At 70.6% G+C, this 18,871-nt stretch carries 15 protein-coding genes; 10 read left to right on the top strand and 5 right to left on the bottom strand.

Annotated elements, in window-relative coordinates:
- Window positions 1-11 precede the first annotated feature (11 nt).
- Entirely contained in the window at window positions 12-1,460 is a 1,449-nt protein-coding gene (locus tag ACFT7S_RS25665) for an FAD-dependent monooxygenase (RefSeq protein WP_382735667.1), read from the bottom strand.
- Between the two features lie 38 nt (window positions 1,461-1,498).
- On the opposite strand from ACFT7S_RS25665, the gene ACFT7S_RS25660 reads away from it, so the two are divergent.
- The 4 genes from ACFT7S_RS25660 to ACFT7S_RS25645 all read left to right on the top strand — a co-directional run bounded on the left by ACFT7S_RS25660 (window position 1,499) and on the right by ACFT7S_RS25645 (window position 5,702).
- Window positions 1,499-2,143, top strand: a complete 645-nt coding sequence (locus ACFT7S_RS25660) for a TetR/AcrR family transcriptional regulator C-terminal domain-containing protein (RefSeq protein WP_382735665.1) — start codon at window positions 1,499-1,501, stop codon at window positions 2,141-2,143.
- A 155-nt stretch (window positions 2,144-2,298) separates the two neighbouring features.
- Window positions 2,299-3,264: a glycosyltransferase family 2 protein gene (locus tag ACFT7S_RS25655; protein ID WP_382735663.1), complete on the top strand. Its 966-nt coding sequence runs from the start codon at window positions 2,299-2,301 to the stop codon at window positions 3,262-3,264.
- Between the two features lie 3 nt (window positions 3,265-3,267).
- Entirely contained in the window at window positions 3,268-4,611 is a 1,344-nt protein-coding gene (locus ACFT7S_RS25650) for a polysialyltransferase family glycosyltransferase (protein WP_382735662.1), read from the top strand.
- A gap of 26 nt (window positions 4,612-4,637) precedes the next feature.
- Window positions 4,638-5,702, top strand: coding sequence for an acyltransferase (locus tag ACFT7S_RS25645; RefSeq protein WP_382735660.1), 1,065 nt, complete (start codon window positions 4,638-4,640; stop codon window positions 5,700-5,702).
- A gap of 75 nt (window positions 5,703-5,777) precedes the next feature.
- Here ACFT7S_RS25645 and ACFT7S_RS25640 read toward each other — a convergent pair whose 3' ends face one another.
- On the bottom strand, window positions 5,778-7,193 hold the full coding sequence (locus ACFT7S_RS25640; protein WP_382735658.1) for a polysialyltransferase family glycosyltransferase: 1,416 nt from the start codon (window positions 7,191-7,193) through the stop codon (window positions 5,778-5,780).
- Window positions 7,190-8,182 (bottom strand): glycosyltransferase family 2 protein, encoded by a 993-nt coding sequence (locus ACFT7S_RS25635; RefSeq protein WP_382735817.1) that lies wholly within the window; start codon window positions 8,180-8,182, stop codon window positions 7,190-7,192. Before ACFT7S_RS25635 ends, ACFT7S_RS25640 begins: the two co-directional genes overlap by 4 nt.
- Before the next feature lie 213 nt (window positions 8,183-8,395).
- Here ACFT7S_RS25635 and ACFT7S_RS25630 point away from each other — a divergent pair, with 213 nt between their 5' ends.
- From ACFT7S_RS25630 to ACFT7S_RS25615, 4 genes are read left to right on the top strand one after another with little or no spacing between them, the layout of a single operon-like run.
- Window positions 8,396-9,784 carry a DUF6716 putative glycosyltransferase gene (locus ACFT7S_RS25630; protein WP_382735656.1) on the top strand — a complete coding sequence of 463 codons (1,389 nt, stop codon included), beginning with the start codon at window positions 8,396-8,398 and terminating at the stop codon, window positions 9,782-9,784.
- Window positions 9,785-9,834: 50 nt separating this feature from the next.
- On the top strand, window positions 9,835-11,103 hold the full coding sequence (locus ACFT7S_RS25625) for a cytidylyltransferase domain-containing protein (protein WP_382735654.1): 1,269 nt from the start codon (window positions 9,835-9,837) through the stop codon (window positions 11,101-11,103).
- A gap of 13 nt (window positions 11,104-11,116) precedes the next feature.
- On the top strand, window positions 11,117-12,046 hold the full coding sequence (locus ACFT7S_RS25620; RefSeq protein WP_382735653.1) for an N-acetylneuraminate synthase family protein: 930 nt from the start codon (window positions 11,117-11,119) through the stop codon (window positions 12,044-12,046).
- A gap of 10 nt (window positions 12,047-12,056) precedes the next feature.
- A complete protein-coding gene (locus tag ACFT7S_RS25615) occupies window positions 12,057-13,115 on the top strand; it encodes a hypothetical protein (protein ID WP_382735651.1) in 1,059 nt (352 codons plus the stop codon).
- A gap of 13 nt (window positions 13,116-13,128) precedes the next feature.
- On the opposite strand, the gene ACFT7S_RS25610 is transcribed toward ACFT7S_RS25615, so the two are convergent.
- Window positions 13,129-13,404 carry a N,N-dimethylformamidase beta subunit family domain-containing protein gene (locus ACFT7S_RS25610; protein WP_382735816.1) on the bottom strand — a complete coding sequence of 92 codons (276 nt, stop codon included), beginning with the start codon at window positions 13,402-13,404 and terminating at the stop codon, window positions 13,129-13,131.
- A gap of 70 nt (window positions 13,405-13,474) precedes the next feature.
- Window positions 13,475-15,949 (bottom strand): SpoIIE family protein phosphatase, encoded by a 2,475-nt coding sequence (locus tag ACFT7S_RS25605; protein ID WP_382735649.1) that lies wholly within the window; start codon window positions 15,947-15,949, stop codon window positions 13,475-13,477.
- Between the two features lie 386 nt (window positions 15,950-16,335).
- Between ACFT7S_RS25605 and ACFT7S_RS25600 the strand changes: the two genes are divergently transcribed.
- Window positions 16,336-17,580, top strand: coding sequence for an amidohydrolase (locus ACFT7S_RS25600; protein WP_382735814.1), 1,245 nt, complete (start codon window positions 16,336-16,338; stop codon window positions 17,578-17,580).
- 138 nt (window positions 17,581-17,718) lie between these two features.
- Window positions 17,719-18,759, top strand: a complete 1,041-nt coding sequence (locus ACFT7S_RS25595) for a BMP family protein (protein WP_382735647.1) — start codon at window positions 17,719-17,721, stop codon at window positions 18,757-18,759.
- The last annotated feature ends 112 nt before the right edge of the window (window positions 18,760-18,871 follow it).

Here is an 18,871-nt window from a genome sequence, read left to right as displayed (position 1 = left end):
GCCCGCCGGGTTCAGCGCTGCGCGATGCCGAGCGGCGCGATGTCGAGCGGCGTGATGCCGAGCGGCGCGAGGTACGGGGCGAGTCCCGCCGGGTCGTCGCCGGCCCAGCCGATATACCCGTCGGGCCGCACCAGGAACAGTCCCTTCCCGTACGCCTCGTACGCGGTCGTCCGGTGGGTATGCACCAACTCACCGTCGAACGACGGCAGTTCGGTGTCCACGCCGACCGCCAGCAGGGTGAAGTGCGGGCCCCGGAAGACATCGAAGAGGCGTAGTCCGCCGTCCGCCGGTCCGTCCGGGGCGCGGTCCCCGGATACGAGGGCGCCCGCCCGGCCGACGGACAGCCGACTCCCTCGGTACCCGAGTCCCAGCTGCTGGGTGGCGGTGCCGCGTTCCTGCTCGCCCCGGTGGATGCGGGTCGACAGGCCGAGCATCTCGGCGGCCACGGGCCGCCGCTCCTCCTCGTAACTGTCCAGGAGGGCCGGGTCCGCGCCGTGCAGCAGGACCAGGCCGAGCTTCCAGCCCAGGTTGTACGCGTCCTGGATGCTGGTGTTCAGTCCCTGGCCGCCCGCCGGGGAGTGCACATGGGCGGCGTCGCCCGCGAGGAGGACCCGGCCCGCCCGGAAGCGGTCGGCCAGCGCGGCGCGCGGCCGGAAGTCCGAGGACCAGCGCACCTCGGTGACCTCGTCGGCGGTCAGGTGGGTACGGGCGGCGATCAGCGCCCGTACGCCCTCCGGGGAGGTGTCGGGCTCGCCGTCCTTGAACTGGGCGACCAGCTGGAAGTCCGCCGTGCCGGGCAGCGGGCAGAGCGTCGTGTAGCCGGATTCGCCCACGAAGATGTGCCAGTTGAGCCGGTCGAGGGCGGGCCCGGCGATCCGGACGTCGGCGACCAGCATCGGCGCCGGGTCCACGCTCTCGCCCGTCATCGGGACGGCGAGCGCCCGCCGGACCGTGGACCGTCCGCCGTCCGCCGCGACGAGGTAGGAGGCACGGACCTGCCCGGTGGAGAGGTGGGCGGTCACCCCGTGCTCGTCCTGGGTGAGTGCGGTCAGGGCGGTCGAGAGGACGACATCGCCGCCCAGTTCGCGCAGCCGGGCGAGCAGGATCTCCTGGGTCCGCCACTGCGGCACCATCCAGGGCTCCCCGTACGGCTCCGCGTCGGTCGGCGCCGCCCGGCGGAACATGTCGTACTCGCCCTGCCGCTCACCCTCCTGCCACGTCATCCCGATGAGTGCGGCGGCACCGTGGGCCCGGACGGCGTCCCCCACGCCGAGGTCGTCGAGCACCTCTCTCGTGCGCGGCTGGATGCCCTTGCCGCGTGAGCCCGGGAAGAGCGCGGGCGCCTGCTCGACGACGAGGGCGGGCACGCCCCGGCGGGCCAGATCGCAGGCCAGGGCCAGGCCGGTGGGGCCGGCGCCGACGATCAGTACCCGTGTTTCCTTAACGCTGTTAAGTTCCATGGTTGGGAGTCTGTGCTTAACGCTGTTAAATTGTCAAGGTGGGTACTCCGAAGATCGACCGCGCGCGCGTCGCCGACACGGCGCTGCGGCTGCTGAACGACGTGGGTCTCGACGGGCTGAGCCTGCGTGCCATCGCCAGGGAACTGGACGTCAAAGCGCCCGCCCTCTACTGGCACTTCAAGGACAAGCAGGCGCTGCTCGACGAGATGGCCACGGTCATGTACCGCCGGATGCTCGACGAGGACCTGCCCGGGGTCACCCCGGGGACCTGGCAGCAGCAGCTCGTCGCGTACAACAGCGGACTCCGTGCGGCGCTGCTGCGCTACCGCGATGGCGCGAAGGTCTACAGCGGCGCCAAATTCACCGGGAACGACCATGCCGCCGGGCTCGAAGCCCATCTGCGGACCATGACCGACGCCGGTTTCGAACTGCGGCAGGCCGTACGGGCGGGCACCGTCGCCTACTCGTACACGATGGGCTTCGTCACCGAGGAGCAGGGCGTCCAGCCGATGCCCGGCGAACGGCGCGAGGGCTTCGACATCGGCGAGCGTGCGGAGCGGATGGAGCAATTCCCGCTCGCGGCGGCGGCCGGGGCGGAGATCTTCAGCGGCTACGACGAGCGCTTCGAGGACGGCCTGTGGCTGATCGTCGCGGGCATCGAGGCACGGTACGGGCCGCGCTGACGGGGACGCGCCCGCACGACGTTCCGGCCCACCGCCTCGCGTCCGGTGTCATACCGGCTTCGCTCAGAGTTCATCCTCTGTCGCATCAACGGCCACTCGATCCTTGACGCCCTTCATTAGCTTGGGCGGCTACATGATCGAAGGCGAGGGCCGGCGTGCCAAAACTGTCCGTTGTCGTACCACTCCACAATGTCGCCCCGTACGCCGACACCACCCTGGGAAGTCTCGCCCGCAACACGGACGCGGATGTCGAATTCCTGCTGGTCGACGACTGTTCCACGGACGGGACACCGGCCGTGATCGACCGCTGGGCCGGGCGGCTCCCGCAGGCCCGGGTCATCAGACACGACACGAACGTGGGCATCGCAGCCGCGCGCAACAGCGGGATCGAGGCCGCGAGCGGTGAATACCTCACCTTCCTCGACGGCGACGACTGGTACGCCCCGGGCCATCTGTCCCAGCTGCTGCGTGCCGCCGAGGAGCTGGACGTCGACTTCGTCCGCAACGACCACGTCCAGTCGACGGACACCACCCGTGTCATCCGCCGCGCCCCCGCCCGGGTCCGGGACGAGGCGATCGACCCGCGGGCCGGGATCGCGTACCCCGACATGGAGACGATGGTCGACTACCCCTTCGTCTGGGCCGGGCTCTACCACCGCAGGCTCTTCGAGGACGGCGCCATGCGTTTCGACGCGGAACTGCGCACCGCCGAGGACCGCCTGTGGACCTGGCGGCTGCATCTGCGGGCGCGGAGCTACGCGGCACTGGGGCTCTACGGGATCTTCTACCGGCGCGGAGTGACCACGTCCCTGACCCAGATCAAGGACTCCCGTCAGCTGGACTTCTTCCCCGCCTACGACACCCTCCTCCGGGAACTCGCAGCGGACCGGGACGCGGAACTCCTGCTGCCCAAGGCGGTCCGTACGTACTGCGCGCTGATCGCCTTCCACGGCGAGCGGTCCACCGACTACGAGGCCGCCACCGCCCGCCGGCTGAGACTCGCGTCGACCGGCGCGCTGCACCGCATGCCCCAGCAGGTGCTGGACGACACCCTGAACACGATGGACACCAAGCGCAGCACAGTGCTCCGGCGCCTGCGTGACAAGCAGAAGGCCGTCTGACCCATGCCCACGCGCACCCAGATCTTCCAGGTGTCGACCCTGTACGGGGCCGCCACTCTCGCCGCCGCGCTCGACGCGGGACAGTTCGGACCACCGTCGGACAGCCGCCGCATTCTGCTGGTGTGCAACAACGCCGCGGTCCCGGAGGCGAGTCCCGGCCTGGACGAGATGCGCGGTTACGACCGCATCGCCGCCCGCTTCGACACCGTCATCAGCTGGAACGAGGCGATCCGCCCGTACCACCCCAACGGCTGGGGCCCGCGCGCCGAGGAGACCGTGCTCTGGCAGCGCGCCTTCCGGCTGGCCTGGGACCTGGGCGACGGACCCGTCGAACTGGCCCTGGAATCCATCCAGGTCAACCCCGCCCGCGCACTCGCCGCGATCTTCTCCGAGAGCCCCCTGCATGTGTACGCGGACGGCCTCATGAGCTACGGGCCGACCCGCAACAAGCTGCCGGTGTCCCTGGGCTGCCGCATCCGGCGCGTCCTCCATCTCGACCTGGTCCCCGGACTCAGGCCGATGCTCCTGTCCGAATTCGACGTGGAGCCCGAGCTCGTCCCCGCGGACGCCATGCGCAAGGTCCTCGGTGAGATCGCCGGGTCCGCGGACGGCGACCGGCAGCTCACCGAGGTGGTGGCCCAGGCACCCACCGCCGTACTTCTGGGGCAGTATCTCGCCGCCCTCGGCATTCTCACCGCCGAGGAGGAGGAGGACCTGCACATCCGCATGCTGCGGGGCGCGGCCCGGGCCGGCCACACGTCCATCCTCTTCAAGCCGCACCCCACCGCCCCCGCCCGCTACTCCGAGGCGCTGGACGCCGCGGCGGCCGAGGCCGGGGTCCGGCTCACCACGATGAACACCCCGCTGCTGGCCGAGACCCTCTTCGAGCGGTGCGCGCCCACGCTCGTCGTCGGCTGCTTCTCCACCGCGATGCTCACGGCCGCGGCGTACTACGGCATTCCCGTCGCCCGCGTCGGCACGGGCCCGCTGCTGGACCGCCTCACCCCGTACGAGAACAGCAACCGCGTGCCGCTGACGATCGTCGACCACCTCGTGCCCGATCTGGAGCAGCACGCCGCCGACGGGGTGCCCGCTCTGCCCGCCATCGCGCCGGACACCCTCGCCCCGCTGGTCCGTACGGTCGGCTACTGCATGCAGTCCCGCCTCCATCCCGCGCTGCGCGGCGAGGCCGAGGCCTGGCTGAGGGAGCGGCTGGACAGCAGCACGCAGCACTACTTCAAGCGGCGTCGCCTCGGAAAGCTGTCGCTGCCCGGCGGCAGCGTCCAGGGCGCCGCGGTCCGACTGCGCCGGACCGCCCGGCGTACTCGTGCCGGCCTGGGCTTCTGAGGGCTTCGATGTCATCCACCGTCCCCATGGCCACCGTGACCCCGGAAGCCGCCGCTCCGGCCGGCCGGACCGAGCGTGAACACCGGTACGACGTCGACCTGATCAGGCTGCTGGCCTCCGTGGGCGTGATCCTCTGTCACTCCGGCTCCGCGTTCCTGGACGCCGTGGGGCGTACGGAGTCGGGCGGCCCCGGTGTGTACTGGGCCGGGATCGTCGGCGACTCCGCCAGCCGGTTCGCCGTGCCGGTCTTCTTCGCGATCGCCGGCTGGGTGATCCTGGTCGGCGCCCCGCCGAAGGACGGCAGGCGGCTGCGGCAGCGGATCGTGCGCATCCTCGTGCCGCTCGCCGCGTGGACCGTGCTCTACCTCGCCTGGGGCAGGTGGCGCGGCACGAACGACGGGCCGGTCACCGGGCTGGCGCGGGACGCACTCTTCGGCTCGATCCGGCCGGCGTTCCACCTCTGGTACCTGTACGCGTATGTGCCGGTCATCCTGCTGCTGGCGTTCGTCGTGATGGTGAAGTCGGGGAAGCGACCGTGGGGCCTCGGCGCCGCCCTGCTGGGCCTCGCGCTGGCCCCGGTACTCCTCGGCGACGTGGGCCGGCTCACCGGCTGGGACATGCCCCGGCTCGGCTGGACGTTCGCCCCGTACCAGCTCGTGTACGCGGTCGCGGGTGCGCTGCTGGTGGCCCTGCCGGCCGGGGCGGCGGGCCGGTGGCGTACCCCGTGGGCCCTGCTGGCGGCGGCGGCGTTCGGGGGCGTGGCCTGGTACCAGCACGACATCCACTACGCGATTCCGTACGGCAGCCTGTTCGTCGCCCTGTTCACGGGCGGCGTGCTGCTCTCGCTGCACCGGTTGCGGATTCCCGCCCGGCTGCGGCCGCAGCTGGTCCGACTGGGCAACGCCTCGTTCGGCGCGTATCTGGTCCATCTGCTGGTGCTCACCGCGCTCTCGCGGTGGTTCATCTCCGACGACCTGGGAACGGCCGCGGCAGCTGCCGCTCTCATCGGGCTCGTCACCGCGACCACGCTGCTGTCGTTCGGCGCGGCCCTGCTCTGGGGCCGTCTGGGGCTGACCCGCCTGCTCGGCTGAGACCCGGACGGGCACAGACCCGCACGCACAGAAGCCGGGCCCGCGCTCAGAAGCGGGCCCGGCTTCTGTGTGCGCTCAGCGCAGCACGGTCCGTCCCAGCCGGCGTGCCCGTCCCGCCGCCCTGCGCAGGGCGGGGTTACGGGTGAGGGCGGCGAGCCTGCCGGGCAGACCGCCGGGGAGACCGAGCACCGTCAGCCTGCGGCGCGGGAAGAGCTCCTGCTCGGCGGGGGTGATGCCGCCCGCGAGATACGCGGTTGCGGCGGGCCGCAGTCCGGCATGGATGCGGGGCTGCATCACGAACCCGAGTGCGGTGACGAGCCGGCCCGGATTGCCGGGCGTCCGGGTGAGCCCCGTCTCCAGTCCCGCTTCCGGCCCCGTCCCCGGCCTCTTCTCCAGCTCCGGCAGCAGCGTATGGGCGAGGACCACGGGGACGCGGTCGCTGTGCTCGAACGGGGTGAGACGTTCCAGCACCTCCCGCGTCCCGGTGCTCGCCACGTCGAGACCGTACAACTGCCGGGCGGTGAACAGTGCGGGGGAGAAGCAGCCCACGACGAGCGCGGGCCGGATCTGCTCGAACAGCGTCTCGGCGAGCAGGGACGGTTCGAGTGCGGACGGTTCGAGTGCGGACGGTTCGAGCAGGGCCGCTTCGAGCACGGTCAGTTCCACACCCAGCCGTTCGGCCTCCGACTCCAGCGGGCCGTAGGCGTGGGCAGGCGCCGTGGGATGCGGTACGAGGACGAGGTTCCGGTGACCGCGCTCGACAGCGCCGCGCAGCATCCGCAGATGCAACTCCTCTTCCTCCTCCGGGCCCAAGCCCGGGAGCCCCGAGAGGCACTCGCCGATGAGGAGCGCCGGAGCGCCGTACGGCACCTCCGGTGCGGGCGCGGCCGCGGCGGCCTTCCGGAGGACCGTGCGGAAGGCGTCGGCCGGAATGACCTCGGCCTCCACACCGAACTCCATCAGCAGCAACGGCTTCACACCCGGAACCAGACCGAGGTGCAGGAGCCGGCGCACCCGCGTGCCCAGCAGCGGGTCGAGCTTGCTGCCGGTGGGCCCGTAGCCCGCCAGCCCGTCCTCGTACACATGTACGGGCGTGCCCAGGAAGATGCCCGTGACGGCGACGGCCGGTCCGGACGCGCCGCCTTCGACGGACTCGACGGACTCGACGGTCAATTCCACGTCGTCGTCGCCGAGTTCCCACAGCCGGCGCAGATGGCGTTCCCACATCGGGGCGTCCCCGGACCGGGGCGACCAGCCCGACGGGTGGAACGGCGCGATCGCCGCGTTCCAGGAGAGCACCTCGTCGAACCGGTCACGGAGTGCGTCGAAGCCCGGCAGCTCGTCGAGGGAGGGGCTGACCTCGGGCACGGCGGCGTTGTTGCTGACGAGGAGAATCCGCCGGCGGGCGGGGCGGAAGCAGCCCGCGTCCATGGCGGCGGCCACGGTCGCCGCACCGTGCAGGGTGGACGCGCAGAAGATCTGAGTGGTCATGCCGCAGCACCCGTGCCCGTGCCCGTGGCGGGACGGCGGCGCAGCCGCCGCAGCCGGGAAGCCCTGTCGATGCCCATGGAGTCGATCGTCTCTTCCAGAATGTCCTGCGGCATACGGCGCAGTGCGGCGGCGCTCATCGACCGCAGCTTGCGGGCCACGCCGGGTTCGAGTTTGGACATAGTGCTCAGATGATGGGAGATGACGGCGCAGTAGGTACGTACTGCCTTCGGCAGAAGCGTTTCCGCCTCCCGGTCCTGTGCCGTTTCCTCGATGACCTGATCGAAAGCGCGAATGAAATCGAGCTGCCGCATATCCCCGGTCTGAGTGAGGGAGGACGCGACACCGCGCCGGTAGAAGACCCCGAGCAGGCCGACGGCAGCGAAGGACTCCGCCTCCCGGTGCAGCCGCCAGATCCACGGCCGGTCCTCGGCGGTGCGCAGGCCCGCCGTGAAGTGGATCAGTCCTCGGTCGACCAGGCGGCGGTGGTAGACCCCGGCCCAGGCGTACGGATAGTCGACGGAGGTGGTGCGGCCGGCCGGGAGGATGGCCTCGCGCGGACTCATCGGCACATCCCGCAGACCGTGCGGAACCCGCCGCAGCGAGCGGGACTTGCCGTTGCACTGCACATGGTCGGTGCGCAGGAAGTCGCAGTCCAGACGGTCCATCGCGGCGACCAGGGCGGCGCAGTGGCCGTGGGCCAGCCAGTCGTCGCCGTCGAGGAAGGTGACGTACTCACCCCTCGACGCGTCGAGGCCGGTGTTGCGGGCCGTCGCCAGCCCCTCGTTGCGCTCGTGCCGTCTCAGCACCACCCCGGGGATCTCCTCCCGCGCGCGGCGCAGGAGGTCCGCCGTCCCGTCGGTCGAACAGTCGTCGACGAGGATGAATTCGAAGTCCTCCCGGGCATTGGCCCGCAGGCTTCTGAGGGTGTCGGGCGCGTATGTCTGCACGTTGAAGAACGGCACGATGACGGAGAGCTTAACCACCCGCATCACGCTAGGGCGGACCCCGGCATTTGCCCTGTCCCCCGCAAGGATGCTGGGTGAACGGCGAATGTCGGAATGATGAACCAGGTTGATTGCTAAGGAATTTCGGGCCTGAAAAGGCCCATTCCTGGGTTGATTCGCCAACAGTCGGTGGGCTGTTAACCGTTTGTTGCCGCCACGTTGGGCCGCTCCTCGGAATGCCTTCCTAACTTCTAGGACGTGCCCCCACGTACCAGCAATACGGCTGATCAGGCCGTTACCGCCTCCGACGGCAGCACGGCGCTCCGCGTAGCCGTGCTCGCCGACTCCGACACCCGGTGGAAATGGGGCGCGCTCACCGCGCGCCGCCTCACCACCGGCACCGACGCGTCGCTCGAACACGAACGGCCCGTCGAGGTCAGCGGACTGCTGCTGCGCGGCCGGGCCACGCCCACTCCCCGGCAGCTCGCCGAGGTCGGCGAGGTGGGTATCGAGGCCGCTCGCGTACGTGAGGTGACGGCGGTCGAATTTCTGCACACGGTGCGGGACGAGGGGTACGACATCGTGGTCCTCGCCCTCGTCGGCGGCGCCGTCCAGGCGATGCTGCACGGACTCGCCGCGCTGGACCTGCCCCGCAGGCCCGTGATCGTCACCGGCTACGTGGGGGTCGTCTACGAGAAGCTTGCGGACGGACTCCTCCTGCGTCACGGCGCGGACGTCGTCCTCGCCAACTCCCGCCACGACGCCGAGCGGTTCCGCGCGGTGTACGAGGGAGTGGGCGCCGACGCCTCGGCCGTCACGGAGGCCGCGCTGCCGTTCCTCGGCGGTGCTCCGCACCGGCCGGAAGAGGGCCGCGACACCGTCGTGTTCGCCGCCCAGCCCTCCGTACCGGCATCCCGCGCCGACCGTACGTATCTGCTGCGCAGGCTCATCGAGCACGCCCGGCTGCACCCCCGCCGCGAGGTGCTGCTGAAGCTGCGCTCCAAGCCCGGCGAGCACACCACGCACATCGAGGAGCTGCCCTACCAGCGGCTCGCGGAGAAGCTCCCGGGCGGCCTGCCGCCCAACTTCCGCCTGGTGTACGGGCACATGGGCGAGGTCCTGGACCGCACCGACCTGCTGGTCACCGTCTCCTCGACCGCCGCGCTCGAATCCCTGCACCGGCGGATTCCCACCGCCGTCCTCTCCGACCTCGGCGTCCGCGAAACCCTCGGCAACCACCACTTCATCGGCTCCGGACTCCTCACGTCCTGGGACCGGCTGGACGGCGGATTCCGGCCCCGACCCGACGAGGAGTGGCTGTCCGGCCAGGGCGTCGCCGCCGACGGTACGTACGCCACGGCGTACGACACCGCCCGAGCCGCGGTCACCGCCCTGCTGGAACGGGACCAGCTCCCGCCCCTCGCCCCCTACTACACGCCCGCCACCGCCCCCGGATACCTCCCCGGCATCCTCGCCCGCCACCACCTGGGCCCCGACGGCCACCCGCTGCCGGGCGCCGCGACACCCAAGGAGACCGGCCGGGTCAGGGGAGCGGTCCGCGAAACCGTACGCAACGCGGCACGCGGGGCCTACCGGCAGGGCGTCCAGCGCGTCGCCCCGGTGATCCGCCGGATGGGCGAGCTGTGACCGGGCGAACCGCGAACTCCCGCGCCGAGACCACCACTTCAGGAGTTTCTGTGACACCGACCCCGGCCCCGACGCCGCCGCCCACCGTGCTCGCAGTGATCCCCGCCCGCGGCGGATCCAAGGGTGTCCCCGCCAAGAACCTCGCCCAGGTCGGCGGCGTCCCCCTGGTCGCCCGTGCCGTACGCGCCTGCCTCGGCTCCACCGAGGTCACCGACGTCGTCGTCACCACCGACGACCCGGCCATCGCGGAAGCGGCCACCGAAGCGGCCGCCGCGCTCGGCGAAGCCGACCGGCTGCACTGCGTACAGCGCCCCGAGGCCATCGCCGGGGACACCGCGACCAGCGAGGCCGCAGTCCTGCACGCGCTCGACACCTACGAGGAACTGCCCGGCCGGACCGCGGACGTGGTGCTCCTGGTGCAGTGCACCAGCCCCTTCGTCACCCGCGAGGACATCGACGGCGTCGCCGCTGCGGTCGCCCACGAAGGCGCCGACACCGCGGTCACCGTCGCCCCCTTCCACGGCTTCGTCTGGCGCGACGGCCACGCGGTGGAGGACGACACCTACGGCGTCAACCACGACAAGGCCGTACGCCCCCGCCGTCAGGACCGCCCGCAGGACCTGCTGGAGACCGGCGCCGCGTACGCCATGAACGTGGCGGGCTTCCGTACCCACCGCCACCGCTTCTTCGGCCACACCGCGCTGGTGCGCACCGACCCGGCCCGCGTGCTGGAGATCGACGACCCGCACGACCTGGCCCGCGCCCGCGCCCTCGCGCCGCTCCTGGACCCCTCACCGCTGCCGACCCGCGAGGACATCGACGCCGTCGTCCTCGACTTCGACGGCACACAGACCGACGACCGGGTCTTCATCGACTCCGACGGACGCGAAACGGTCGCCGTCCACCGGGGCGACGGCCTGGGCATCGCGGCCATGCGCAAGGCGGGCCTGCCGCTGCTGATCCTCTCCACGGAACAGAACCCTGTCGTCGCCGCCCGCGCCCGCAAGCTCAAGATCCCCGTCCTGCACGGCATCGACCGCAAGGACGAGGCGCTCAAGCAGTGGTGCGAGGAGCAGTCCATCGCCCCCGAGCGCGTCCTCTACGTCGGCAACGACGTCAACGACCTGCCCTGCTTCGGCCTCGCGGGCTGGCCCGTCGCCGTCGCCAGTGCCCACGACTCGGTACGCGCCGCGGCGCGCGCCGTCACGACCACCCCCGGCGGCTTCGGCGCCATCCGCGAGATCGCGGCCTGGCTCCTGGGCCCCACCCTCACCACCACCCCTGTATCCACCACCCCCGTCTCCACCCCCACCAAGTAAGGAACGCACCACCATGAGCAACGCCTCCCGTCTGCGCACGCTCGGCACCCGCACCGCGGGCCCCGGCCGCCCCGTCTACATCACCGGTGAGATCGGCATCAACCACAACGGTGACCTCGACAACGCCCTCGCTCTGATCGACGTGGCCGCCGAAGCCGGCTGCGACGCCGTCAAGTTCCAGAAGCGCACCCCGGAGATCTGCACCCCGCGCGACCAGTGGGACATCGAGCGCGACACCCCCTGGGGCCGGATGACGTACATCGACTACCGCCACCGCGTCGAGTTCGGCGAGGACGAGTACCGCACGATCGCCGAGCACTGCGCCAAGCGCGGCATCGACTGGTTCGCCTCCCCGTGGGACACCGAGGCCGTCGCCTTCCTGGAGAAGTTCGACGTCCCCGCCCACAAGGTGGCGTCCGCCTCCCTCACCGACGACGAGCTGCTGCGCGCCCTCCGCGCGACCGGCCGCACGATCATCCTCTCCACGGGCATGTCGACCCCGCGCCAGATCCGCCACGCGGTGGAGGTCCTGGGCTCGGACAACATCCTGCTCTGCCACGCCACCTCGACGTACCCGGCGAAGGCGGAGGAGCTCAACCTCCGGGTGATCAACACCCTCCAGCAGGAGTACCCCAACGTCCCGATCGGCTACAGCGGCCACGAGACGGGCCTCCAGACCACGCTGGCCGCCGTCGCCCTCGGCGCCGCGTTCGTCGAGCGTCACATCACCCTCGACCGCGCCATGTGGGGCTCCGACCAGGCCGCCTCCGTCGAGCCGCAGGGCCTGACCCGCCTGGTCCGCGACATCCGCACCATCGAGGCCTCCCTCGGTGACGGCGTCAAGAAGGTGTACGAGTCGGAGCTCGGCCCGATGAAGAAGCTCCGCCGGGTCACGGGCGTCGTCGCCGAGAGCGACGCGTCCGCCGAGCCGGTCGCGGTCTGAGCGCCGACCGGTGAACCTCGCCTTCGTCGAGAGCCCGGTCCAGCTCCTGAACGTCCTGGAGTGGACCCACGTAAGGGGAGGACCCGACGCGACCACCACCACGGTCGTCGTCCTCCCCCCGGTCGACCCGATGTCGCGCGGTCAGCTGCGCCGGATGGCAGAGCTGGCCCGCGACGAGGGCATCGCCGTCCGATGGCAGGAGGCGCGCGGCGACGCCGGCGCGCCTCTGAAGACCCTGCGCGCCCTGGCGGGCCTCGTCCGCCGGGCCGAGCACGTCGTTATCGGCGACCCGTTCTCCCGCTACGTACAGCTCCTCCTCACGATGGTCCGCGCCCGGCGCCTCACGGTGGTCGACGACGGCACGGCCACCATGGAGTTCGTGGCCCAGCTGGCCCGGGGCGAACGCCTCGTGCGCTGGCACCGCAGGGGTGGTAGCAACGGCCCGCGCGAACTGGTGCTGGCCCCGGTCACGGCGGTCGCCCGCCGCCGCTTCACCCCTTCGGCGACCCACACGGTCGAGGTGTTCACCGCGATGCCGGTCGAGGCTCCGCCCGGCATCGTGGTGACCCCGAACGAGTTCGCCTGGACCCGGGCGCGCTTCGGCCCGCCCCTGATCACCCGCGGCGCCGACCTGGTCGGCACCTCCCTGGTCGAGACGGGTGTGGTCGACCCGGTCCCGTACCAGGAGGCGGTCCTCGCCCTGGCCCGCACCCACAACGCCACCCGCTACTTCGCGCACCGCCGCGAGTCCGCGGAGAAGCTGCACGCCCTGGAAGCCGCCACCGGCCTGGAGATCGTCCGCCCGGACCTCCCCCTGGAACTCATCGCCCGCCGCGGCCCCATCGGCCACACGGTCCTGAGCTTCCCGTCCACGGTGGTCCACACCCTGCCCCTGGCCCTGGCGGGCACGGGAGTGAAGGTCGCGGTCTGCGACATCGCCCCGGAATGGCTCCGCGAATCGGCCTCACCCCGCGCCCAGGGCTTCCTGAGCGGCGTCACGGAGACAGCCCGCGACGTCCAGCGCCTGGCACCGTGGCGCGTCACCTCGACGGCGTTGGGGGAGGCCTGAGAGAACGACGGCCTCAGTCGCGGGGCTCCAGCATGCGACTCAGCAGATTACGAGTGGCCCGCTGCACCTGCGGGTTGAGGTGCTCGGGCTCATTGAGCGCGAGCGGCCAGTGGAAGGTCCCTGCAACGAAGACGAGCGTGCCCTCGCCGTTCTCACAGAGACTGGTGTTCTGGATGGTGCGCCCGCGCCCCCAGCTGTCGACGTACGGGGACGCGGAGAGCAGGGTCTGCTCGGCGTCCACGGGCCGGGGCATGGCCGGATTGAACCCATCGGCCTCGACCGCGACGATCAGGAATCTCGTGACGCTGTTTACCGAGGGCGAGAACCGCTGCCCCCTACCTCGCCTCGCCCTGTGCCCACTACGGATTGTTCTGCTCCGCCCAGATGATCTTTCCCTCGCGTGTGTACCGGGTGCCCCAGCGGTGGGCGAGCTGGGCCACGAGGAAGAGGCCGCGACCTCCTTCGTCGGTGGTCCGGGCGTGCCGGAGCCGGGGAGAGGTGCTGCTGGTGTCCGTGACCTCGCAGATCAGGCGGGCTTCGCGCAGCAGTCGCAGTCGTACGTGTCCGGGGGCGTAGCGGATCGCGTTGGTGACCAGTTCACTGACGATGAGTTCGGTCGTCATGGCCAGCTCGTCCAGGCCCCATTCCTCGAGTTGGCGGGTGGCCAGGGCACGGGCGCCCGCGACGGCCGCGGGGTCACAGGCCACGTCCCATGAAGCGACATTGTCGGTGGTGAGGGCGTGCGTGCGGGCGAGCAGCAGCGCGACGTCGTCGGTTTGAGGGGCGTCGGGCAGTTCTCCCACGGCGTTGACGCAGAGCATCTCGAGCGGGACGTGTTGCTCGGCCAGGGCGCTGCCCAGGCGCGCCATTCCGCGGTCGATGTCCTGGTCGCCCGCCTCGATGAGGCCGTCGGTGTACAGGCCGATCAGGCTGTTCTCGGCGAGCTCGATCTCGATCGCCTCGAAGGGCAGTCCGCCCAGGCCGAGCGGTGGACCGGGGGGCAGTTCCAGGAAGCTGACGTCTCCGTCGGGAGTGACGACGACCGGCGGGGGGTGGCCGGCCCGGGCGAGTTCGCAGCGTTGCGTGACCGGGTCGTAGATGGCGTACAGGCAGGTTGCCCCGATGACGCTCATATGGTTCTGGTCGGCTGTTGCGTCGTCGGGTTCCTCCTCACCGAGGCGGATCACGAGGTCGTCCAGGTGGGCCAGCAGCTCGTCGGGGGGCAGGTTCATGACGGCGAGTGTCTGGACCGCGGTGCGTAGTCGGCCCATGGTCGCGGCCGCGCTGATGCCGTGCCCGACCACGTCGCCGATGACCAGGCCGACGCGGGCGCCGGACAGGGGGATGACGTCGAACCAGTCTCCGCCCACGCCGTCCTTGGCGTCGGCCGGCAGGTACATGGAGGCGACGTCCACGGCGGTGCCGCCCTCCAAGATGTGGGGCAGCAGGTTGTGCTGGAGTGTCAGGGTCGCGTTGTGTTCGCGGGTGTAGCGGCGTGCGTTGTCGACGCAGACGGCCGCGCGTGCGACGACTTCCCGGGCCAGCAGGGCGTCGTCCGGATCGAAGGAGGCGGGGTTCTGCGAGCGGGTGAATGTGGTCAGGCCCAGGATGGTGTCCCGCGCCCGCATCGGCACGGAGATGAGGGAGTGCATTCCGAACTCGCGGATTCTCGAGGCCCTGGCGGGTTCTTGCACCGTCCACTCGGGATGGTCCGGGTCGATTACCGGTATGAGGACCGGTTCGCCGTTGACGAGGAGGCCGACGTCCCGCGGAGGAGGGAGGAAGTCCACCCGGTCACCTACCCGGGCAACCGCCTCCGGGCAGCCTTCCCGGACGGAGCTCATTCCCGCCCGGCGCATGAGGGGCCGCGCAGCCGCCGGTCCCGCATCGGACAGCCACGTCCCGTGTCCTTGCGTGCTGAGGACCGGCTCCAGAAGGTCGACGACGACGAAGTCGGCGAACCGCGGTACGGCGAAATCGGCCAGTTCCTGGGCCGTCGTCATGACGTCCAAGGTGCTGCCCACGCAGGCTCCGGCCTCATTGACCATGGACAGCAGCTGACGGGCGTTCCACCGGTCGGTGACGTCGAGAACCATGTAGCAGACGCCCGTCACGGCGTCCTGGGCATCGACCAGCGGGAAGAAGGACGTCGAGTAGGCGTGCTGTCGGTGCGGGTCCGCCCAACTCCAGCCCAAATACTCGTAGTCGGCGACCGCCATACCGGTCCGCAGTACCTTGCGCATCACTTCTTCGAGGGTCTCGGCCTGCAGCCCGGGCAGCAGCTCGCTCAGACGCTTGCCCAATCGCTGCTCACGGGGCACCCCGCCGAAGCGTTCCAGGGTGTCGTTGATCCAGACGTAGCGCAGCTCCGTGTCCATGACCGCCATGCCGACGGGCGACCGGGTCAAGAACCAGTCCACCCCGGACTGCCCCATGCTCCATTGCGATCTCTGTTCGCGCCCCGAGACCAGATAGCAGTCGTCCCCGCCCAGGTGGAACGACGCGGACACCCGCAGCGTCAATTCGATGCGACGGCCGTCGTGATGGCGGGCCTGTATCAGCCCGCTCCACCCTGCGCCGGTGCGACAGTGCTCGGCGATTCCCGTCGCCCGGAACCGGTCGCCCGGGTCGGCCAGCAGCATCGCGGCGGACTGGCCGATCGCTTCCGCCGCGGGGTATCCGAGGGTTTCTTCCGCCCCTCGGGTCCACGCCACGATCCTGCCGACATCGTTCACCACCGCAGACGCGTCGTTGGCCGCGTCCAAAGGCGCACCCTGACCTGCAGGCGGCGGTATGTTGGGACGAGCCCTCGCCTGTTCAGGTGTCGATGACATCCACCCACCTCAACATCCTTCTCCCTCCATAGTCCCGCTCGCCCGCGTGACGTGCATGGGCGCAGGGCGCTCTCGGACGCGGCGCGGCGGGGCGGGGTGAGGCGGTCCGTTGGCCCTCTTGTGGCATCACTTCATTCGGCTGGATTGTGCCAATGGCTCAGAATATTTGGCGACAGTTGAGCCAGTGGGTGGCTTAAGGGCGTGATGTGCCTGTCGATGGCGCTGCGGATTCCGCGGCGCCCTCCAAGAGTGATGGATGAGCTTACCCACCCCCATCTCACGCCACACGCCGCCGAGCCAATTTTTGTTCCTCTATGCGGCTGAAGTTTTGTTGATCTGTGGTCAGTTGAGGGGGCAGGGGCTCTACCCTTCAACAGGTGAACCAGTTGAAGTCCCGCGCGTCCGACTCCGATGCCGAGCTGCCCGGGGGAGCGGCCCATCCCGGTGCCCTGCCCGGTGCTCTGTCCGACGAGCTCCGGCTGGAGCTGATCGCGTTCCGGCGTGATCTGCACATGCACCCCGAGCTCGGCAACCAGGAGTTCCGTACCACCGCCGCCATCAAGGCCCGGCTGGAGGCGGCCGGGCTCGCGCCGCAGGTGCTGGACACCGGGACCGGCCTGGTGTGCGACGTCGGTACTTGGGACGGCGTACGGCCCATGCTGGCGCTGCGCGCCGACATCGACGCGCTGCCCATCCCGGACACCAAGGCGGGCGTGTCCTACCGGTCCACCGTGCCCGACCGGGCGCATGCCTGCGGGCACGACATCCACACCGCCACCGTCCTCGGCGCCGGCCTCGTGCTGGCCGGGCTCGACCGCCAGGGGCTTCTGCCGAACGCCGTCCGGCTGATCTTCCAGCCGGCCGAGGAGGTGCTGCCCGGCGGCGCGACCGACGCGATCGGGGACGGGGTCCTGGAAGGCGTCGGGCGGATCATCGGCGTGCACTGCGATCCGCGGGTCGACGTCGGCAGGATCGGGCTCCGGGCCGGGGCGATCACCTCCGCCTGCGACCGGCTGGAGGTCTCCCTCGACGGGCCCGGCGGGCACACCGCCCGGCCGCACCTGACCACCGACCTGGTCACCGCCGCCGCCAAGGTGGCCACCGAGGTGCCCGCGCTGCTCGCCCGCCGGGTGGACGCGCGCTCCGGGCTCGCCGTGACCTGGGGACGGCTGGAGACCGGACATGCCTGCAATGTGATCCCGCAACACGCCGAGATGTCCGGAACGGTTCGCTGTCTGGATCTGGCGGCCTGGCGCGAGGCGCCCGACCTGGTGCACGCGGCGATCGACGAGGTGGCCGGAATGTACGGGGCCAAGACCGTGATCGAGTACGTGCGCGGCGTGCCGCCCGTCGTGAACGACGCGTCGGTGGTCGATCTGCTGGGCGCCGCGATGACGGAACGACGGGGTTCGTATGCGATCGAGGACACCGAACAGAGCCTTGGCGGCGAGGACTTCTCCTGGTATCTGGAGCACGTTCCGGGTGCGATGGCACGGCTCGGGGTACGTACTGCGGGCGACACGCGCGGCCTCGACCTGCACCGCGGAAACTTCGACGCGGACGAGGAGGCGATCACGGTGGGAGTGGAGCTCTTCACGGCAGCCGCGTTGCTCGATGGCAACCGCACGTAACCGGACAGGTCACCTCCTGTTCGCGACGATCCGATAACGGCTTCCGTACGGGTCCTTATCTGACATCTACGCGCGTTACGATCGCGGCGAAACCAGCGCCGGAAGAGGCGCTTCGGTCAGGTTTGAAGGAGCCTTCCCTTGCGCCGGGTATCCAAGTTTGCTGCCGCGTGTACTGTCACCGCGGCCCTCGCCTTCACCGCCACCGCGTGTGGCGACTCCTCCACGGGGGACACTGGTTCCGACAAGGACCAGATGAAGATCGGCATGGCCTACGACGTCGGCGGCCGTGGCGACAACTCGTTCAACGACTCCGCGGCCCGCGGCCTGGACAAGGCCAAGGCCGAGTTCGGTGCCGAGACCAAGGAGCTCACCGCCAAGAGCGGTGAGACCCCTGCCGACCGGGAGACGCGTCTGCAGTCTCTCGCCGAGGGCGGCTTCAACCCGGTGATCGCGGTGGGCTTCGCGTACAAGGACGCGGTCGACAAGATCGCGCCCGAGTACCCGGACGTCACCTTCGGCCTGGTCGACTCGGTCGCCGAGGCGAAGAACGTCGCCAACATCGTCTTCACCGAGGAGCAGGGTTCCTACCTCGCCGGTGTCGCGGCGGCGCTCAAGTCCAAGGACGGCCAGATCGGCTTCATCGGCGGCGTCGACCTTCCGCTGATCAAGAAGTTCGCCGCGGGCTTCCAGCAGGGCGTCCTGGACACGAACCCCAAGGCCAAGGTGCAGATCCAGTACCTGACCACGGGCTCGGACCTGTCCGGCTTCGGCAGCCCCGACAAGGGCAAGGCCGCTGCCAAGGGCATGATCGACAAGGGCGCGGACGTCATCTTCGCCGCTGCGGGCGGCTCCGGCGCCGGTTCCATCGAGGCCGTCGCGGCCAAGCCGGGCGCCTGGTCCATCGGCGTCGACTCCGACCAGGCCAAGGACCCGGCCCTGTCGAAGTACGCGTCCACGATCATGACCTCGGTCGTCAAGAACGTCGACGCCGGTGTCTACGACCTGGCCAAGTCCGTCAAGGACGGCAAGCCGCTGACCGGCACGCAGACGTACTCCCTCGCCAAGAACGGCGTCAGCCTGACCACTACGGGTGACCACCTCAAGGACATCCAGGCGCAGCTCGACGAGGCGAAGAAGAAGATCGTCGACGGCGACATCAAGGTCAAGACCACCCTCTGACCTGCCCGCTGATTCGGGGCCCGGTGGAGCGGCTTCGGCCGTTGCTCCGGGCCCCGATTCGCGTACGGAGGGCGCGCTGCGGGCGTCTCCTCCGCCACCTGCCGCCAGGCGG

This window comes from Streptomyces sp. NPDC057136 (assembly GCF_042670885.1).
In the GTDB taxonomy this organism is placed as follows: domain Bacteria; phylum Actinomycetota; class Actinomycetes; order Streptomycetales; family Streptomycetaceae; genus Streptomyces.
The sequence above is the reverse complement of the archived record's forward strand: the minus strand, read 5'-3'. Positions and strand labels throughout refer to the sequence as shown.